The organism is Parashewanella curva (assembly GCF_003675895.1).
In the GTDB taxonomy this organism is placed as follows: Bacteria; Pseudomonadota; Gammaproteobacteria; order Enterobacterales; family Shewanellaceae; genus Parashewanella; species Parashewanella curva.
This window is the reverse complement of sequence record NZ_ML014757.1, coordinates 1-18,227: the sequence shown is the minus strand read 5'-3', so window position 1 is coordinate 18,227 and position 18,227 is coordinate 1. Positions and strand designations below refer to the sequence as shown.

The 18,227-nt window shown below is 40.4% G+C and carries 15 protein-coding genes and 1 pseudogene; 14 read left to right on the top strand and 2 right to left on the bottom strand.

All coding sequences use genetic code 11. The features are described 5' to 3' along the window. The 6 genes from D5018_RS03260 to D5018_RS03235 all read left to right on the top strand — a co-directional run bounded on the left by D5018_RS03260 (nt 1) and on the right by D5018_RS03235 (nt 7,291). A complete protein-coding gene (locus D5018_RS03260) occupies nt 1–978 on the top strand; it encodes an alpha-ketoacid dehydrogenase subunit beta (protein ID WP_121837554.1) in 978 nt (325 codons plus the stop codon). A gap of 10 nt (nt 979–988) precedes the next feature. Next, on the top strand, nt 989–2,539 hold the full coding sequence (locus tag D5018_RS03255) for a dihydrolipoyllysine-residue acetyltransferase (protein WP_121837553.1): 1,551 nt from the start codon (nt 989–991) through the stop codon (nt 2,537–2,539). A 118-nt stretch (nt 2,540–2,657) separates the two neighbouring features. Beyond that, complete coding sequence (locus tag D5018_RS03250) at nt 2,658–3,044, top strand: hypothetical protein (protein WP_121837552.1); 387 nt, start codon at nt 2,658–2,660, stop codon at nt 3,042–3,044. 73 nt (nt 3,045–3,117) lie between these two features. Next, entirely contained in the window at nt 3,118–4,185 is a 1,068-nt protein-coding gene (gene nadA / locus D5018_RS03245; protein ID WP_121837551.1) for a quinolinate synthase NadA, read from the top strand. Nucleotides 4,186–4,271: 86 nt separating this feature from the next. Further along, complete coding sequence (locus tag D5018_RS03240) at nt 4,272–5,075, top strand: M48 family metallopeptidase (protein ID WP_121837550.1); 804 nt, start codon at nt 4,272–4,274, stop codon at nt 5,073–5,075. A 221-nt stretch (nt 5,076–5,296) separates the two neighbouring features. After that, nucleotides 5,297–7,291 (top strand): methyl-accepting chemotaxis protein, encoded by a 1,995-nt coding sequence (locus tag D5018_RS03235; RefSeq protein ID WP_121837549.1) that lies wholly within the window; start codon nt 5,297–5,299, stop codon nt 7,289–7,291. A gap of 131 nt (nt 7,292–7,422) precedes the next feature. Here D5018_RS03235 and D5018_RS03230 read toward each other — a convergent pair whose 3' ends face one another. Then, complete coding sequence (locus tag D5018_RS03230) at nt 7,423–8,484, bottom strand: patatin-like phospholipase family protein (RefSeq protein WP_121837630.1); 1,062 nt, start codon at nt 8,482–8,484, stop codon at nt 7,423–7,425. Between the two features lie 285 nt (nt 8,485–8,769). Then, on the bottom strand, nt 8,770–10,797 hold the full coding sequence (gene metG / locus D5018_RS03225) for a methionine--tRNA ligase (protein WP_121837548.1): 2,028 nt from the start codon (nt 10,795–10,797) through the stop codon (nt 8,770–8,772). A 536-nt stretch (nt 10,798–11,333) separates the two neighbouring features. Between metG and apbC the strand changes: the two are divergent. From apbC to D5018_RS03185, 8 genes and pseudogenes are all read left to right on the top strand, one after another. Further along, a pseudogene (gene apbC / locus D5018_RS03220) lies at nt 11,334–12,137 on the top strand (iron-sulfur cluster carrier protein ApbC); the annotation flags it as partial. A gap of 9 nt (nt 12,138–12,146) precedes the next feature. After that, a complete protein-coding gene (udk, locus tag D5018_RS03215; protein ID WP_121837547.1) occupies nt 12,147–12,788 on the top strand; it encodes a uridine kinase in 642 nt (213 codons plus the stop codon). Nucleotides 12,789–12,855: 67 nt separating this feature from the next. After that, the gene (gene dcd / locus D5018_RS03210; protein ID WP_121837546.1) at nt 12,856–13,437 is read left to right on the top strand and encodes a dCTP deaminase; all 582 of its coding nucleotides are present in this window, start codon (nt 12,856–12,858) and stop codon (nt 13,435–13,437) included. 2 nt (nt 13,438–13,439) lie between these two features. After that, nucleotides 13,440–14,288, top strand: coding sequence for an aminodeoxychorismate lyase (gene pabC / locus D5018_RS03205; protein ID WP_121837545.1), 849 nt, complete (start codon nt 13,440–13,442; stop codon nt 14,286–14,288). Continuing rightward, nucleotides 14,285–15,283, top strand: coding sequence for an endolytic transglycosylase MltG (gene mltG, locus D5018_RS03200; protein WP_121837544.1), 999 nt, complete (start codon nt 14,285–14,287; stop codon nt 15,281–15,283). The genes pabC and mltG overlap by 4 nt, the downstream gene beginning before the upstream one ends. Continuing rightward, nucleotides 15,280–15,915: a dTMP kinase gene (gene tmk / locus D5018_RS03195; RefSeq protein WP_121837543.1), complete on the top strand. Its 636-nt coding sequence runs from the start codon at nt 15,280–15,282 to the stop codon at nt 15,913–15,915. Before mltG ends, tmk begins: the two co-directional genes overlap by 4 nt. After that, complete coding sequence (gene holB, locus D5018_RS03190; protein WP_121837542.1) at nt 15,903–16,829, top strand: DNA polymerase III subunit delta'; 927 nt, start codon at nt 15,903–15,905, stop codon at nt 16,827–16,829. The genes tmk and holB overlap by 13 nt, the downstream gene beginning before the upstream one ends. Nucleotides 16,830–16,878: 49 nt before the next feature. Beyond that, nucleotides 16,879–17,784 (top strand): class I SAM-dependent methyltransferase, encoded by a 906-nt coding sequence (locus D5018_RS03185; RefSeq protein ID WP_121837541.1) that lies wholly within the window; start codon nt 16,879–16,881, stop codon nt 17,782–17,784. Nucleotides 17,785–18,227 lie beyond the last annotated feature (443 nt).

The following is an 18,227-nucleotide window of genomic DNA, read 5'->3' as shown; positions in this document are numbered from 1 at the left end:
ATGGCACAGATGAACATGCTACAAGCCATCAATGATGCTCTTGCTATCGAGATGGAAAAGAACGACAAAATGTTGGTGTTTGGTGAAGACGTAGGGCACTTTGGTGGTGTATTCCGTGCGACTTCAGGCCTAAAAGAAAAATTTGGTCCAGATCGCTGCTTCAACACGCCATTAACTGAGCAAGGTATTGCCGGTTTTGCTAACGGTTTGGCTGCAAATGGTCATACACCTGTTGCTGAAATCCAATTTGCAGATTATATCTTCCCAGCGTTTGACCAAATCGTAAATGAGTCAGCAAAATTCAGATACCGCAGTGGTAGCGAATTTAACGTTGGTGGTCTTACTTACCGTACTCCTTATGGTGGTGGTATTGCTGGTGGTCATTATCACTCACAATCGCCAGAAGCTTACTTCACTCAAACGCCTGGCTTGAAAGTCGTTGTACCAAGAAACCCAGAGCAAGCGAAGGGTCTATTGTTAGCGTCAATTCGAGACAAAAACCCTGTAGTTTTCTTTGAGCCTAAGCGTTTATACCGTGCATCTGTGGGCGAAGTACCAGAAGGCGATTACGAGCACGAATTAGGTAAGGCTGATGTGGTTCAGCAAGGCACTGACATTACAGTTCTTGCTTGGGGCGCACAGATGGAAATCGTCGAAAAAGCCGCTGAAATGGCAGCCAAAGACGGTATTTCATGTGAAGTGATTGACTTACGTTCACTATCACCTTGGGATGTAGAAACGGTTGCAGAGTCTGTTAAGAAAACAGGTCGTCTATTAATTAACCACGAAGCACCGTTAACAGGTGGTTTTGCGGGTGAAATCGCAGCGACGATTCAGCAAGAATGTTTCTTGTATCTGGAGTCTCCAATTGCTCGTGTTTGTGGTTTGGATACACCATATCCGCTCATTCACGAAAAAGAATACATGCCTGATGCGTTGAAGACGTATGAAGCGATTAAATCAACAATGAACTTCTAGGGAGTCCGACATGATCAAAGATTTTATTTTGCCGGATATTGGAGAAGGCGTTGTTGAGTGTGAACTGGTCGAATGGCTAGTTGAAGAAGGTGATATTGTTGTTGAAGATCAGCCGATTGCTGACGTAATGACAGATAAAGCCTTGGTTCAAATTCCTGCTCCAAACCCAGGGAAAATTGTAAAGCTTTACTATGCGAAAGGCGATATCGCGATTGTACACCAACCGTTATATGCAGTTGAAGTAGAAGATGAGGGTGAATCAACTCCTGCTTCTGCTCCTGTTGAGCAATCAGTTGAAACCGCGCCAGTTGTAGCGTCAGGCACTCAAATCGAGGACTTCCTTCTACCAGATATTGGTGAGGGAATCGTTGAGTGCGAATTGGTTGAATGGCTAGTCGAAGAAGGCGATGAAGTGGTTGAAGATCAACCTATCGCTGATGTAATGACAGATAAAGCGCTTGTACAAATTCCAGCAATGAAACCTGGTAAAATTGCCAAGCTATATTATGCGAAAGGCGAGATTGCAATCGTTCATCAACCTCTGTTTGCGATTGAAGTTGAAGGTGAAGGCAATGTGGCAGCACCAGTTGCGACCACTGAAGTTGCTAGAGAAGCAAAAGCTGCAAGCATGCCTTCTGAGCCTGTTCGCCAAGGTAAAGCGTTAGCAAGTCCTGCTGTTCGTCGTATGGCTCGTATGCATGATCTTGATATCAGTACCGTAAAAGGTACAGGCAAAAACGGTCGTGTTTATAAGACAGACATTGAAGCGCACTTAGCTGATGGTTCGGTAACTCCAGTTGCACCGAAAGTTGCAGAAGTTGACACTTCTCACGCTATGGTTCCAGTTGCTACAGCAGCAGGTAGAGTTGAGCCAATCAAAGGCGTTAAAGCGGTAATGGCGAAGATGATGCAAGAATCAGTTTCGACCATTCCTCACTTTACCTATTGCGATGAAATCGATATGACTGATTTGATGGCATTTCGTAAAGAGATGAAAGACAGGTATTCATCAGACGAATTAAAGCTGACTATGATGCCGTTTTTCATGAAAGCCTTGTCGCTTGCTATTAACGAATACCCAATCGTTAACAGTCGTGTGAATGAAGAATGTACTGAGTTGACGTATCTTGCTAGCCACAACATTGGTATGGCGGTAGATTCCAAAGTGGGTCTGCTTGTCCCTAATGTTAAAGACGTTCAAGCTAAGAGCATCTTAGAAGTTGCAGCAGACATCACACGCTTAACCAATGACTCTCGTAGTGGTCGAGTGGCTCCTGCGGATCTTAAGCAAGGTACGATTACTATTTCGAATATTGGTGCACTTGGTGGTACGGTGGCAACACCTATCATCAATAAGCCAGAAGTAGCAATTGTTGCTTTAGGTAAAGTACAAAAACTGCCTCGTTTCAATGACAAAGGTGAAGTTGAAGCTCGCAGTATCATGCAAGTTAGTTGGTCAGGTGATCACCGTATTATTGATGGCGGCACTATTGCTCGTTTCTGTAACCTTTGGAAACAGTATCTTGAGCAACCACAAGATATGTTGATGGCCATGAAATAGACAGTTGTTTAGTAAGAATAAAAATGGCGCGTTAAGCGCCATTTTTAATGAAATAAATTTAACTTAACACAAAACAATCATCTGACTATAACAAAGAAAAAATCATTGGAGTTATATCATGGCTTTCAAAATTGACAAACCTATTGATCAAGTTCTAGAGTTTAGCCCTGAACCTAAAGAAATGCACCATCAATCTTCTTTAGTACAAGGCTTTAATGTTGATGCAAATAAACCAGCTAAAACAATGCAATCTTCTAGAGTAAACAAATCTTCAGCTACTGGGAATGATTTAGAAGACTTTTTTGCAAAAAAAGATAAATCGAGAAATGTGTCAACTTCAAAAAGTAAGGTTAATCAAGAATTTGCTGCTGTTGCTGGATGTATGACTCCTGAAGAAATTGAAGCGAAACAAAAGCAAGAAAAAATAGAGTCAGCTCCGCGTTATTTCTCTCGAACTAGTGAGGCTTGTTACTCCACAAGAGCAACCATGAAGAACAGGAAGTAGCCTACAAATTGCAACATCAAGCCCTGCCAGTATATAATGATCGGATTACTTGTTGTACTCCATCGGAAGCGTTATGAGCCAAGCGGCACCACAAATTGAAACCATAGACTATCCATTTCCTGCTAAACCCGTTCCACTATCAGACAGCGAAAAGCAAGAATACACAGCTCGTATTAAACAATTATTAAAAGAACGAGATGCGGTTCTTGTTGCCCATTACTACACTGATCCTGAAATTCAGGCATTAGCAGAAGAAACGGGTGGTTGTGTTTCCGATTCATTAGAAATGGCACGATTTGGTCGTGCCCATCCTGCAAAAACACTGATTGTTGCTGGTGTTAAGTTTATGGGGGAAACCTCAAAAATCCTTAGCCCAGATAAAACAGTATTAATGCCAACTCTAGATGCGACTTGTTCATTGGATTTAGGCTGCCCAATTGAAACCTTCAGTGAATTCTGTGATGCACATCCTGATCATACTGTAGTGGTTTACGCCAATACATCAACAGCGGTAAAAGCACGTGCCGACTGGATTGTAACTTCAAGCATTGCGTTAGAAATTGTTGAGCATCTTGATAGTGAAGGTAAGAAAATTATTTGGGGTCCAGACCGTCATTTAGGCAGTTACATTGCCAAAGAAACTGGCGCCGATATGTTGATGTGGCAAGGTGAATGTATCGTTCATGATGAGTTTAAAGCGAAAGCTCTACGTCAATTAAAAGCAGAATATCCAAATGCAGCGGTGTTGGTTCACCCTGAATCTCCAGCAAGTGTCGTAGAAATGGCGGATGCTGTTGGCTCAACTAGCCAGTTAATTAAAGCAGCACAAACCATGGATAACGATACCTTTATCGTGGCGACAGATAAAGGTATCTTCTATAAGATGCAACAAGCGGCTCCGGGAAAAACGCTTATTGAAGCGCCAACTGGTGGCAATGGTGCAACTTGTAAGAGCTGTGCTCATTGCCCTTGGATGGCGATGAATGGTCTTCAAGCCATTGAGAATGCACTAACAGCTACTGATACTACTGAACATGAAATCTTTGTAGATGAGACTATTCGTGACAGAGCATTAATACCACTGGATCGTATGTTGAATTTTGCTAAAGAATTAAACATGAAAGTGAAAGGAAACGCTTGATTTTACTTTCTTAAGGCGGCTTAATCTAATTGGGGTACGTCCTCTAGAGTCGCCAACCTATAAACGGATTTTATTAAGGGTAACACATGACTACTCAGCGCTTTTTTCTATTAGTAATAGCTTTTATTAGCCTTGTTTTATCAGGCTGTTCTACATCTCCTACTGGTCGTAAGCAACTAAAGCTGTATTCATCTAGCCAAATAGATCAGCAAGGTGTTATGGCATTTGATCAAATCAAAGGTAAGCAAAAAGTTTCTCATAATCCAAAATATAATCGTTATGTCCAGTGTGTAGCTAACGCAATTACCCCCTATGTATCCAAAAGTGTGTTTAATGGGAAATGGGAAGTGGTTGTGTTTGACAGCAAACAAGTTAACGCCTTTGCGCTCCCTGGTGGAAAAATTGGTGTTTACACAGGTTTGTTAAAGGTAGCTAAAAATCAAGACCAACTAGCAGCTGTTATTGGGCATGAAGTAGGGCATGTAATTGCAGAGCATGGTAATGAGAGAGTTTCAAATAATGCATTAGTCGGTATTGGGCTTCAAGTTGCTGATGTCGCACTTAAAGCCAATGATGTTAAGCAAAGTAATGCCATTATGTCGGCTTTAGGTGTGGGCTCACAAGTTGCGGTCACTTTACCATTCAGTCGAATACAAGAAACTGAAGCTGATGAGATAGGTTTGAATTTGATGGCGAAAGCTGGTTTTAATCCTCAGCAATCTGTAGAGCTTTGGAAAAATATGCAAAAAGCAAGTGGTGGTAAACGTAGTTTGGAAATTCTATCAACTCATCCAGCGCCAGAGTCTCGTATCAAAGATTTACAAAAGCATATGGACAAGGCTTTGCTATTAAGAAGTAAAGCGTCTGCAGAACCAAGTTGCAGAATTTAACTCATTTAAAGATTGCATAAGGCGAAGCATTGGCTTTGCCTTATGTTGCCTTACAAAACTTTAGTAAAAAATTTAGCAAAGTCTTTGCTGTTTGATCCTAGTCAAAACCACAATCATTAATTAGTTACATGGTAAATTATCAGTGCAATCTCTGTTTACAATTTACCCTAGAACAATTACTTTACGCCCCAAAATAATAAGTAGATGGATATGGGGTTGTTATGCGCTGGCAGTGGGTTGCTGATTTAGGTATTTCTAAAAAATTATTACTTCTTGTTTGCCCTGCATTGATTGGGAGTTTGATATACGCTGGCGCAGTTATTAAACAAGAGTACGATGCAAAACAGAACCTTAATTCAATCCTACTTTTAGTAAGTATCGCTGAACGAAATAGCGATTTAGTCCATCAATTGCAAAAAGAACGTGGAATGAGTGCTGGATATATTGGCTCCAAAGGCTCAGCATTTCGGCAGAAGCTTCCAAATCAACGAGGTAATGTTGATAGAGAAGTTCGAATGCTTCAGGAAATGTTGCAATCAAGTCAAATACCAAGCTTCTTACGGACAAAAATTAACTCCATTGATGCTAGCCTCTCTAAGCTATCAAGTATTCGCCAGTCTGTTGATTCACTATCTATCTCCTTGCCTGAGCAGGTTAAATTTTATACTCAGTTAAATAATCAGTTGCTTTCGGTTATCGACATTATTTCTAAGCAAGCCAAAGATGCCACAATTTCAAATAAAGTCTCTGCATTCTCTGCTTATTTGCAGATGAAAGAAAGAGCTGGCATTGAGCGTGCGATTTCAAGTTCGATTTTTGGAAAATCTCAATTGCCAGCGGCAAAATTAGCTAAGTTACTCACTTTGATTGCAGAGCAAAACGCTTATCAAGAGCGTTTTATGGCGCTATCTGCTGGAAATGATTTGTCTGGATATAAAAGCTTGTTAGCTTCAAATTCAATTAAGCAAGTTGAAAAGTTCCGACGATATGTACTAAACCAAGATACTTCGATTATTGAGCAACAGGATCCTGAAGAATGGTTTAGTGTCGCTACAAGTCGTATTGAGCTATTAAGAAAAACGGAAAAACAATTATCAAGTAATATTGTTGCGTTAACGCAGAACAAATTGAATGACGCATCTAATTTATTATTCACAAACATTGTGATCATGGTTTCAATGTTTACCGCAGTTTTATTCTTAACATTAAGCATCGCTGGTTATTTGAAACGAACGATTAAAAATGTGAGTGGGCAAGTTTTAATCGCTGGAGAAAAGCTTGATTTAACGACTCGTATAACTGCTGAAGGTAGAGATGAGTTTGGCGCGTTAGCTAATACCTTCAACAAAATGATGGGCGAGATCGAACAAGTTATTGTAAATGCTAGAGCTAGTACAGTAAGTATCACTGATGCAATTGAGGTACTCTCACTTAGTTGTGAACAGATGAATTCTGATGTTCAAATCGGTCAATCAGAAGCTGAACAAGTTGCATCTGCTATGTCTGAAATGAGTGCAACTGTCAGTCAAATTGCAGGAAATGCTGCCGAAGCTGCAAAGGCATCTAATGAAGCCAATAAAGAAGCGCAGCAAGGCAATGGTGAAGTTGAGAAAACGGATTTATGTATTCGTGAGCTGGCTAATGAAATGCAAATGGCTTCAAATACTATTGATGCCTTAGATGATGAAATTCATAGAATTGTCGGTGTCTTAGATGTCATTTCTGGAATTGCTGAGCAAACCAATTTACTCGCCTTGAATGCAGCGATTGAAGCAGCAAGAGCGGGTGAGTCAGGTCGTGGTTTTGCGGTGGTTGCGGATGAAGTGCGCAGTCTTGCTCAACGAGCTAAAGCCTCAACAGCAGATATTAAAAACATGACTGATAGACTACAAAGCGGAGCATCTGAAGCGGTTCAAGCTATGGCAAGAGGCATGGAAAAAGCAGACGAGAGTGTCGAGGAAGTTAAGTTAGCTGGTGAGGATTTAAAAGACATTGTTCAATACGTCAGTACTATTGATGAAATGAATATCCAAATTGCGACAGCCACGGAGCAGCAAAGCTGTGTAACGGAAGAAGTTAACGCTAATGCGATTAGAATTAATGAGCTTTATCAAAACTCTAAAAGCGTCGCTTCTGAAATTATGCAGTTAAACGAACAACTTTCGGTGGCTTCCCTTCAACTTTCTGAACGAGTCAGTCAGTTTAAAGTGTCTTAGCAAATTTCCATTGATAGAAACCGAGGATAAGCAAACGCTGAAACGTTTCAATCCTATCCATGGGCGCTTGGCCTCGGCATACATGCCACAGACATTCAGCTTGTTGACTATCCTCTCCGCTGTATATGCAATTACTTGAAATTTTGAGAAAAGAGCCTAATTTTTCCTAAATCCTGAGATGATAAAAAGTCGTCGAATGAATCAGCCAGCTTTTCTGTTTCAGCTAAAACTGTTTTCCAGTATTTGATGCGTGTCTCAGCATCCATAGTTTCAAAGTCTTTTCGATCTGGAATCTTCCCATACGGTAATGAGGCAATAAATTCTGCAGATGGAACTAACATTACTACGTTGTCGTAATGCTGATTCATTACTTTTCGAGACAAGTTTTTATCAAACCAACCCGCTTTTGGTTCAGGATTAAAGTGAGGATAGAGCACTAATTTGTCATTATGACTAATTTGAAAGTCAAAGTGGTAATCGATAATGCCACCATCCCAATATTTTCCTTTGGGTGCACCCGGAATATCGTTAATTCCTTCCATGACAAGCGGGATAGAACCTGAAGCCAGTAGTGCCTGTTTTAAGTTTTCATTTGTTAATTCAACGTGTTGAGTATTAAAACCATAAGGGTCATTGATTTGAAGTTGGCTTTGTGGGTGATGGAATACATATCGATCAAACTGGCTTTTTAGTAGCTTTCTATCAACACGATTGAGTAAGTAACTTTTGAACAATGACGCAAGCTGTAACCCTTTCGAATCAGACTGCATGAACCCATTGGCTTTATTTACTAAAAAGTGAGTTTTGAAGACTTGATTACCAATGATTTCTTCAACTCCGTTATCGCCTAGCGCGTAATCGAGTAATTCTATAGCTTTAGCTGACACTTCAGAAGCATCTACTTCACCCGAATAAATCGTTTCGGAATAAGACTCAGCCATTCGAGAAATAGCAGCAACAGGATCATTTTGTGCAAAGCAGGCACTGCGAAAAGCTCCGGCGGAAGAACCAATTAAATAAAGTTCTTCTGTTCTGTTTTTAAAAAACTCACCGAATACATATTTGTCTAAGCCGAATAGACTAAACCACTTAGGGCCACCACTGGCACCTAAAAAAACACTAAACAGATCTTGATTAAAGCCATGTTGCTCAATGGTTTTTAACGCTGATTTTCCTGCAATAATATCTAACAAAGCTATTCTCATGAGACAAAAAGAGCTCATATGATAATGAACTCTATATTGTAATCCAAGCTGACCAGAGTCTTAAATTGAGATTGATTAAAGGTGTTTGGACGTCTACGGTTAGCCCATGAAAACAAACCGATGATTTAATGGCAGCTTGCGGTCGGTTAAATATTCATGATACCTGAAAGTTGCATCTTCAAATATCACGAGTATATACGCTAGAGAAGCTCGAAATAGGCTAGCTATTTCGAACTGTTCTGTCTTGAACTACACAATTAGCCGCACTGTTGATTATTTGACTCGCATACCAGGCTGTGCACCTTCATGTGGTTCTAAAATCCAAAGATCCTTCCCACCAGGGCCAGCAGCTAACACCATGCCTTCAGAAATGCCAAATTTCATTTTACGAGGAGCTAGGTTAGCAACCATAACAGTTAGCTTGCCTTCCAAATCTTCAGGGTTATAAGCTGACTTTATGCCCGCAAAGACTTGCTTAGTTTCACCACCAAGATCGAGCTGGAATTTAAGTAGTTTATCTGCGCCTTCAACATGTTCAGCCTTTGCAATTTTTGCAATTCGAAGATCTAATTTAGCAAAGTCATTAAATTCAATAGTATCTGAGATTGGATCATCAGCTAAAGGACCAGTTACTTGAGGTTTGTTAGTAGCTTCTAAATGTTCTTTAGATGCTTCAACCATGGTATTCACTTTATCCATTTCAATACGTTGCATCATTGGTTTGAATGCATTGATTTCATGGTTAGCAAAATCAGCATCTAGGCTACCCCAAGTTAGCTCTATATTCATAAAGGCTTCAACATCTTGTGATAGACGTGGAAGAACTGGCTTCAAGTAAGTCACTAGAATACGGAATAGGTTTAAGGCAGTGCTACATACTTGGTGTGCTAAAGGTAACTTGTCTTCTTCTTTTACAAGTTTCCAAGGTTCCATTTCAGCAACATAAGCATTCGCGATATCAGCCAGAGCCATAATGTCACGCATGGCTTTGCCAAATTCACGCGCTTCATAGCTTTCTGCAATCGCATCTTTCTTAGCAATAAATTGCTCGATAAGCGTTTTATCTTCAATAGCCGCTAGCTTGCCGTCAAAACGTTTCTTGATAAAGCCAGCAGTACGAGAAGCAAGGTTAACCAGCTTACCCACTAAGTCAGAGTTCACACGCTGAGCAAAATCTTCAAGATTTAAATCTAAGTCATCAATTCTGCTGTTTAGTTTTGCAGCATAGTAATAACGTAGATATTCAGGATCTAAATGCTCAAGGTAAGTACGAGCCTTGATGAATGTGCCTTTCGACTTAGACATTTTCGCGCCGTTAACGGTCACAAAACCATGAACATACACGTTGTTTGGTTGGCGATAGCCAGAGCCTTTAAGCATTGCAGGCCAGAATAGGCTGTGGAAGTACATGATGTCTTTACCGATGAAGTGATACACTTCGGCATCTGAATCTTGCTTCCAGAACTCGTTGAAATTCAAATCACCACGCTTGTCACAAAGGTTTTTAAATGAGCCCATATAACCGATAGGTGCGTCTAGCCATACGTAGAAATATTTACCTTCAGCATCAGGGATTTCAAAACCGAAGTAGGGTGCGTCACGGGTGATATCCCATTGTTGTAGACCTTGCTCAAACCACTCGTTCAGCTTGTTAGCCATTTCTTGCTGTAATGAACCTGAGTGAGTCCACTCTTTCAGCATGTCTTCAAAAGCGGGCAAATCAAAGAAGAAGTGCTCAGTGTCTTTCATTACTGGTGTCGCACCAGAGACCGCAGATTTAGGGTTAATTAAGTCTGTAGGGCTATAAGTTGCGCTACATACATCACAGTTATCACCGTATTGTTCTTCAGCTTTACATTTAGGGCAAGTGCCTTTAACAAAGCGATCAGGTAAGAACATGGACTTTTCAGGATCGAATAGCTGAGAAATGGTACGCGTTTTAATGTAGCCGTTTTCTTTTAATTTAAGATAAATTTCACTTGCTAGCGCTTTGTTTTCTTCACTGTGAGTAGTGTGGTAGTTATCGAAAGCGATTCTAAAATCGGCAAAATCTTGCTCATGTTCTTTTTGAACTGCTGCAATCATTTCTTCTGGCTTAATACCCATCTGTTGAGCTTTAAGCATGATTGGGGTGCCGTGAGCATCGTCAGCACAAACGAAATGACATTCGTGACCACGAAGCTTTTGATAACGTGTCCAAATGTCAGTTTTGATAAAACCAAGCATATGGCCTAGATGGATAGAGCCGTTGGCGTATGGAAGTGCATAAGTCGCTAAAATTTTGCGTTGAGTGTCAGCCATTTTCTTCTTTCGTATAAATATTTCTTACAATTGCTGGCATCTTAACTGATGTACTTAAACTTTTCATTAATGAAAGTGGATTAGGCGTTGATTTGTTGCCTTGGTAATTACACTTCAGAGGCCGTACCCGATTAGATTTTTGATTTGCTGCAGTTAATTTTTTAGGTTAATTTAGGTGTAAAGTGTGAAGTGTAGTTATTCTACATGAGCATTTTTCAACGAAGTTTAAACAAAAAAGGAACGCAGCCCTTCGGGTTACGCCCAAAACTTGCAAACTTTGCGTTACTCAGTTTTCGTTTAGTTCACTAAACTTCAATCTTCGTGCCTTAATTTTGCCAATTTTAGGCAGTAACAAATCAAAAAATCTTTAATCGGAAACGGCCTCTAGAAAAACATGACAATTTATTGATGTGTTCGCTCTAAAAATAATCGCTCAACAAGACGAATATCACGTTTATCTGGTAAACTTGGGCAAATTTTTCTGCGGGTTGCGTAAACGCATTATGAATCCACCAAATCAGAATTCTTCACTCTTATTAAAATCGGTTAAGCATGTAATTGCCGTCGCATCGGGTAAAGGTGGTGTTGGTAAGTCAACCACCACGGTAAACCTTGCGCTTGCAATGGCGAGAACAGGAGCCAAAGTTGGGGTATTAGATGCGGATATTTATGGTCCGTCCATTCCTTTAATGCTAGGAATTGAGGATTTTAAACCTGATGCGGTTGGTGAGAAAAAAATGACAGCAGCTTCGGCTCATGGCATTACCGCTCAATCCATTGGTTTTCTGATCAATAGTGAGGACGCTGCTATCTGGCGTGGTCCAATGGCAGCAGGCGCATTAACTCAGTTGATGAATGAAACGGCTTGGCCTGAGTTAGATTACCTATTTGTTGATATGCCGCCGGGTACGGGGGATATTCAGTTAACGCTATCTCAAAAAGTGCCATTAACAGGTGCTGTTATCGTTACCACTCCTCAAGATGTTGCTTTGTCTGATGCCCGTAAAGGGATTCAGATGTTCCAAAAGGTGAATGTGCCAATATTAGGGGTCGTGGAGAATATGAGTATTCATATTTGCAGCCAATGTAATCACCAAGAGCCTATTTTTGGTGCACAAGGTGGTAAACGCACCGCAGAGCAATATCAAGTTCCATTTTTGGGAGCGTTACCGTTACAACTCAGTATTCGGGAAGCTATGGATATGGGTAAACCAACTTTGGTTTCAGACCCAGACTCTGCCATTAGTGATTTATATATTCAGATTGCTAACCAAATTGTGAAGCAAGTTGCAGCTCAGCAACAATCAAGTGTCTCTATTAGTATTTCAGATGATGAGTAAGGTATAAGTATGAATTCTCAGCAGTGTGTGATCATCGCTATCGCAGGAGCATCAGCCTCAGGAAAGAGTTTAATTGCAAGGACGATTTTCGATGAACTTAGACGTGATCTAGGAACGGACCAAATTGCCGTAATTAACGAAGATGCCTACTATCATGATCAAACCCACATGACCATGGAAGAAAGAGTCAAGACTAACTATGACCATCCACAGTCTATGGATCACGCTTTACTTAGAGAGCACCTGTTGGAGCTGAAAGCGGGTAATGATATTGAGATCCCACAATATTGTTATGTAACTCATACCCGAAAGCCTGATGAGACTAACCACATCACACCTAAAAAAGTCATTATTCTTGAGGGGATTCTACTGCTTACCGACCCTAAACTAAGAGAACTTTTTGATGCGAGTGTGTTCATGGATACTCCATTAGATATTTGCTTTTTGCGTCGTTTACAGCGTGATGTTGAAGAGCGTGGTCGTACGATGGAATCGGTTATTTCACAGTATAAAAAGACTGTTCGTCCTATGTTTATGCAATTCATTGAACCTTCTAAGCAATATGCTGATATTATTGTTCCAAGAGGCGGTAAAAACCGTATTGCAACAGACATACTCAAAGCCAGAATTCAACATTTATTGGCGAAGTAACCCACTAGCTTAGGTTATTGAGGCTAGTGGAAGGACATTGTATTTGGCACAAGGAATCTAATTAAAAATGCGTTTAACTGATATTGAAATCGAAAAAGCGTTAGATAACCAAGAAATCATTATTACTCCAAGACCAGAGCCTGAAGCCATTTCGGGAGTCAGTATGGATGTTCGATTAGGTAATCAGTTTCGTGTATTTAAAGATCACACTGCGCCATTTATCGATTTAAGTGGTCCTAGTGCTGATGTGCAAGAAGCGCTAGATAGAGTTATGAGCGAGCAAATTGATATTCCAGATGGTGAAGCTTTCTTCCTTCACCCTGGGGAATTAGCGCTCGCAGTGACCTATGAAAGTGTCACTTTACCTGCTGACATAGTGGGTTGGTTAGATGGTCGTTCGTCCTTGGCTCGATTGGGCTTAATGGTTCACGTTACCGCTCATCGAATCGATCCGGGCTGGCAAGGAAAAATTGTTTTAGAGTTTTACAATAGCGGTAAATTACCGCTGGCACTACGACCAAATATGACCATTGGTGCATTGAACTTTGAGCGACTCTCAACACCAGTGGCTAGACCTTACAACAAACGTAAAAGTGCCAAATATAAAGACCAACAAGAAGCTGTAGCCAGTCGTATTAGTCAGGATTGATAATGCAAAAGTTATGGATAAATGGTCAGAGGCAATCTGATTTGCAGGGAAAGCATTGTAATGCCTTTGATCGAGGAATGGCTTATGGTGATGGTGTATTTGCAACAATGTGCATAGATTCACATGGGCAAATTCAGTTTCTTGAAACTCATATCCAGCGGCTCACACAAGCCGCTTTTCGATTACAGATAAAAGTAGACGATCAATTCTGGAGTCCTAGTCCACTGCTCATTGAACACCTAAAGAAAATCGCGCTTCAATATCCTTCACAAGGACTAAAGCTTCTTATCTCTCGTGGTGTCGGTGGTCGTGGCTACCAAGCACCAGATTCATCCAGTGTTACTGAGTTGGTTTCTACATTTTCACTGCCAGAGCTATATATAAATTGGCAGAAGCAAGGTATAAAACTTCAAAGTTCAGAAATAAAATTAGCCAAGCAACCAATATTAGCGGGAATGAAACACTTGAACCGTTTGGAACAAGTGATGATAAAATCTCAACCATTGAATGAAGGTTTCCAAGATTGGCTGGTCATGGATACTGACGATATGGTGATTGAATCGTCAATGGCGAATATTTTTTTTCATGATGGTGATAAGTGGTCAACCCCTTGCCTTTCCCAAAGTGGTGTATCCGGTGTCATGCGAGAACAAGTCATCCAGCAATTACTTGAGTCTGGTGAACACGTTGAAGTTCTGTCCATTCCAAAAGAAAAAATTAAGCTTATGCAACATGCTTTCATAACCAATAGCTTGATGGGCGTGGTTGATATTGTGCAAGTTGATGACATGACATTAGCTAAAAGTCCGATAACTGAGATGCTAAGATCTCAGTTAGGAGTCAGCTTATGAAATGGCTGAAAATAACGCTTTCGGTTTTGTCCATAAGTGTGATTGCTACGGTGCTTGTTGTTAAGCAACAAGTCGAATCATACATGAAGACGCCAATGAAGATCTCTGAACCGAGAGAATTGTGGGTAGAACGTGGTGCCTCGATGAATGGCACACTGAACAAACTGGCACGTCAGGGTGATCTTATTGATGTGTGGAAATTCAAACTTTATCTAAAGCTTTATCCTGAGCATCAAAATCTACAAAAAGGTGTTTATCAGTTAACACCAAAAGATACACCGCTTACCCTCATTACTAAGTTAAACACGGGTGATGTTAAAAAATACCGAGTGACTTTGATAGAAGGGCATACGATTCAACAATGGTTAGCTTTGCTTCAACGACAACCGAGACTTGAAGTAGATAATGATATTTTTGAACAAGTATTAAAGCTCAATGGAGACACTTCAGGTAAACCTGAAGGAAAGTTTTTTCCAGATACTTACCAGTACACGTCTTCAACAAAGCTGCTGGATATTCTTAATCAGAGCTACAAAAAAATGCAAACCGAATTGCAAAAGATATGGGATAACCGAGCTGAAAATGTTCAGGTTAATAGTCCATATGAGTTACTCATTTTGGCATCCATCATCGAAAAAGAAACTGCAAAACCGAGTGAGCGAGACGTTATTTCAGCGGTGTTTAATAATCGTTTAAGTAAGAAAATGCGCCTGCAAACTGATCCAACAGTTATTTATGGAATGGGTGAGAGATTTAAGGGAAATATTACTCGTAAAGATCTTAGGGAAAAAACACCTTTTAATACCTATCGAATAAATGGCTTACCGCCAACACCAATTGCAGCGCCAAGTCTTGCATCCATTCAAGCAGCAGCTCATCCTGCTGATGTAAATTACTTATATTTTGTTTCTAGAAATGATGGCAGTCATATTTTTTCAAGAACATTAAGACAACACAATCGAGCTGTGAATCAGTACCAGAGAAATAGAAAATGACCGTAGAACAAGGCAAATTTATTGTTATTGAGGGCCTTGAAGGTGCTGGAAAATCTAGCGCCATCAATTTAGTTCGTGATTATATTGAAAAGCACACAGGACAAACCATTGTTTGTACTCGCGAGCCGGGTGGTACGCCACTCGCTGAAAAAATGCGTGATCTAGTAAAAGTCGCTGATGACAATGATCCACTTTGTGATGAATCAGAATGTTTACTTATTTATGCTGCAAGAGCACAGCTCATCGCCAATGTGATAAAACCAGCACTTGATAAAGGTGAATGGGTAATTGGAGATAGGCATAATTTATCTTCATTAGCCTATCAAGGAGGAGGGCGCGGTTTATCCAACCTCGTTGACTCGTTAAGTGAAATTACCTTGCAAGGTTTTAAACCTGACTTAACCTTGTATTTGGATATCGATCCTCAATTGGGTTTATCACGTGCTGCAAATCGAGGCGCACTGGATAGAATTGAACAGCAAAAAATGGATTTTTTCCAACGAGCTAGAGCTCGATACTTACAAGAAGCATCAAAAGATGATTCTATTTATGTGATTGATGCAAGTCAGAATATTACCGAAGTTCATAAAGACATTATTAGCGCACTGCAGGCGATGCCATGGTTAAATTAACTCAACTCTCTTGGTTAGATGATGCAAGGCAGGTTTTTTATAATCAACTGAATAGTGATAGCTTGCCACATGCACAGCTATTGGGCATCGAATCTGGCTATGGAGCTGAGTTATTGTTGGCGCACCTTGCACAAACGGCATTATGCGAAAAGCCCACGTCAAAAGGGGCTTGTGGGTTTTGTCGTGGCTGTCATCTCGTTGAGGCAGGAAATCACCCAGATTTACACACCATTAAGCCTGATGGTAGTCAAATCAAGGTGGATCAAATTCGCCAGCTTTGTCAAAGTCTTGCAACCACAGCACAACAAAGTGGTCGTAGAGTAGCTGTGATTCATCATTGCGAAAAGTTAAATCAAGCAGCTGCTAATGCGCTTCTAAAAACACTCGAAGAACCGGGTGATGACACCTTATTATTGCTACAAACCGACTCACCTAATTTATTGATGGCGACGATTTCGAGTCGTTGTCAAAAGCTAGCAATAAGAAAACCGGATAAAAAACAGATATTAGATTGGTTGAGTCAACATTCTGATGTCAAAGGTGATGCCACTTGGTGTATTCCTCTCGTCGGAGGTCCTTTAGAGCTGATGTCGGCTATTGATTCTGGTCACTATCAAGCTTTACTCAACTATCGTAAAGCTTGGGCAGAAAGCTTGAGCCTTGGGCATTTAAGCCAGTGTTTTCTTGCAACTAACGAGCAAGATATCGTTGATGCTTTAGATGTTTTATATCTGGTGCTTCGTCAGTTTGTTTTGCAAGGGAAGTACAGTGATGCCTTATTGCATTCCAGTGTTATAGCATTAGCATCTGATGTCATGCAGGTTCGACAAAAGCTCACTATGATGAGTAACATCAATGCACCAGCGTTATGCCAGCAGTTTCTTATTAAATATCGTCATTTAGTTAATTCTTGATTTAGTTAATTTCTAAATTAGATTTCTCAATTATTGGATCACTGAGTCGATGCAGTCTTTTATAACCTTCATTCAGCAACTTGAAATTCCTCAAGATACCCAGCGCTTGTTTCATGGTCGAGGAGGGAAATACCCTCAATCAGAACATTTGTGTTTAGATTGGTTTGAACCTGTTTTGTTAATCACAAGCTTTAAACCACTAGAGGATAGCGAACTTGAGCAAATAGTAGATGCCATCAAGCAAAGGTGGCAGCAGTTAGCTGAAGAAACGCCACTAAATTTGGTTTATCAGTTTCGTTCTGGTTTAGGCACTAAGACCCAGCTGATTTGTGGTCAAGTGCCAGAACCTCATGTCGTTACTGAGAACGGTAATCAATATAACGTTCACTTATTAAAAGGGCAAAACCACGGTTTGTTTCTTGATATGAGAAATGGTCGCCAGTGGGTACAACAAAACACTCAAGGTAAAAAAGTACTTAATTTATTTGCTTATACTTGTGGTTTTTCGATTGCGGCGTTGGCGGGTGGAGCAGAATCAGTTGTTAATATTGATATGAGTAAAGGTGCGCTTTCAATTGGTAAGCGTAACCATAACCTCAATGACTTTGTTGGAAATGCGAGTTTCTATGGTCATGATATTTTTAAGTCTTGGGGTAAGCTCAAAAAGCAAGGGCCATACGATTTAATTATTGCTGATCCGCCAAGTAACCAAAAAGGTTCATTTGTCGCAACAAAGGATTACGTGAGGTTGCTTCGTCGCTTACCTGAGCTAATGTCAGAGCAATGCGAACTATTGTTGTGTTTAAATGCACCAGAGTTATCACCAGATTTTTTAAAGCAACAAGTCGAAGAGTCTATCAATAATTTAATTTTTGTTGGACGTGTTGCAAATCCTGCCGTTTATGCAGATATTGATGAAGAAAAGTCGTTAAAGGTTTTTCATTACAAGAAATAGATGTGAAGAGACAATATAGTTTGCCTCTAACAATTAAAGTTTGCCCGTAGCAACAGTTCATCCTATGTTTTTTGTGAAAATCTTGAAATGTACTGTGCTACGAGGTCGGAAGTTAGAACCTTTTCAGGAATAGCAAAAAGGTGTAACAGTGTTTTTCCCTCATTTACACGCTTACTAATAGCCCAGTTAAATCAAGTGATTTAGGTGCAGCTATCTCATTTTTGTCGGATAAGCGACACCTGTTACCAGATGCCGCTCTCCTAAGAACCGTACGTGCAACTTTCACTGCATACGGCTCAAGCCTCCACTAAGGCATATTACGTTACCCAGCAACTTCACAACTTCACAACGCAGGCATGACAGGTTCAAACCAAGAGTTTCTGCTTTGCTTATTGAGTTTACGCCTTTGAAGGTAATCGGCGTACTCGGGGTTATAAGGTGTT

Bases quoted from the DNA above. Each gene is read 5' to 3' on its own strand.
- dcd (WP_121837546.1), top strand. From the start codon at position 12,856: ATGCGTTTAACTGATATTGAAATCGAAAAAGCGTTAGATAACCAAGAA.
- D5018_RS03250 (WP_121837552.1), top strand. From the start codon at position 2,658: ATGGCTTTCAAAATTGACAAACCTATTGATCAAGTTCTAGAGTTTAGC.
- D5018_RS03260 (WP_121837554.1), top strand. From the start codon at position 1: ATGGCACAGATGAACATGCTACAAGCCATCAATGATGCTCTTGCTATC.
- D5018_RS03185 (WP_121837541.1), top strand. From the start codon at position 16,879: ATGCAGTCTTTTATAACCTTCATTCAGCAACTTGAAATTCCTCAAGAT.
- tmk (WP_121837543.1), top strand. From the start codon at position 15,280: ATGACCGTAGAACAAGGCAAATTTATTGTTATTGAGGGCCTTGAAGGT.
- pabC (WP_121837545.1), top strand. From the start codon at position 13,440: ATGCAAAAGTTATGGATAAATGGTCAGAGGCAATCTGATTTGCAGGGA.
- D5018_RS03255 (WP_121837553.1), top strand. From the start codon at position 989: ATGATCAAAGATTTTATTTTGCCGGATATTGGAGAAGGCGTTGTTGAG.
- D5018_RS03235 (WP_121837549.1), top strand. From the start codon at position 5,297: ATGCGCTGGCAGTGGGTTGCTGATTTAGGTATTTCTAAAAAATTATTA.
- mltG (WP_121837544.1), top strand. From the start codon at position 14,285: ATGAAATGGCTGAAAATAACGCTTTCGGTTTTGTCCATAAGTGTGATT.
- holB (WP_121837542.1), top strand. From the start codon at position 15,903: ATGGTTAAATTAACTCAACTCTCTTGGTTAGATGATGCAAGGCAGGTT.
- nadA (WP_121837551.1), top strand. From the start codon at position 3,118: ATGAGCCAAGCGGCACCACAAATTGAAACCATAGACTATCCATTTCCT.
- udk (WP_121837547.1), top strand. From the start codon at position 12,147: ATGAATTCTCAGCAGTGTGTGATCATCGCTATCGCAGGAGCATCAGCC.
- D5018_RS03240 (WP_121837550.1), top strand. From the start codon at position 4,272: ATGACTACTCAGCGCTTTTTTCTATTAGTAATAGCTTTTATTAGCCTT.
- metG (WP_121837548.1), bottom strand. From the start codon at position 10,797: ATGGCTGACACTCAACGCAAAATTTTAGCGACTTATGCACTTCCATAC.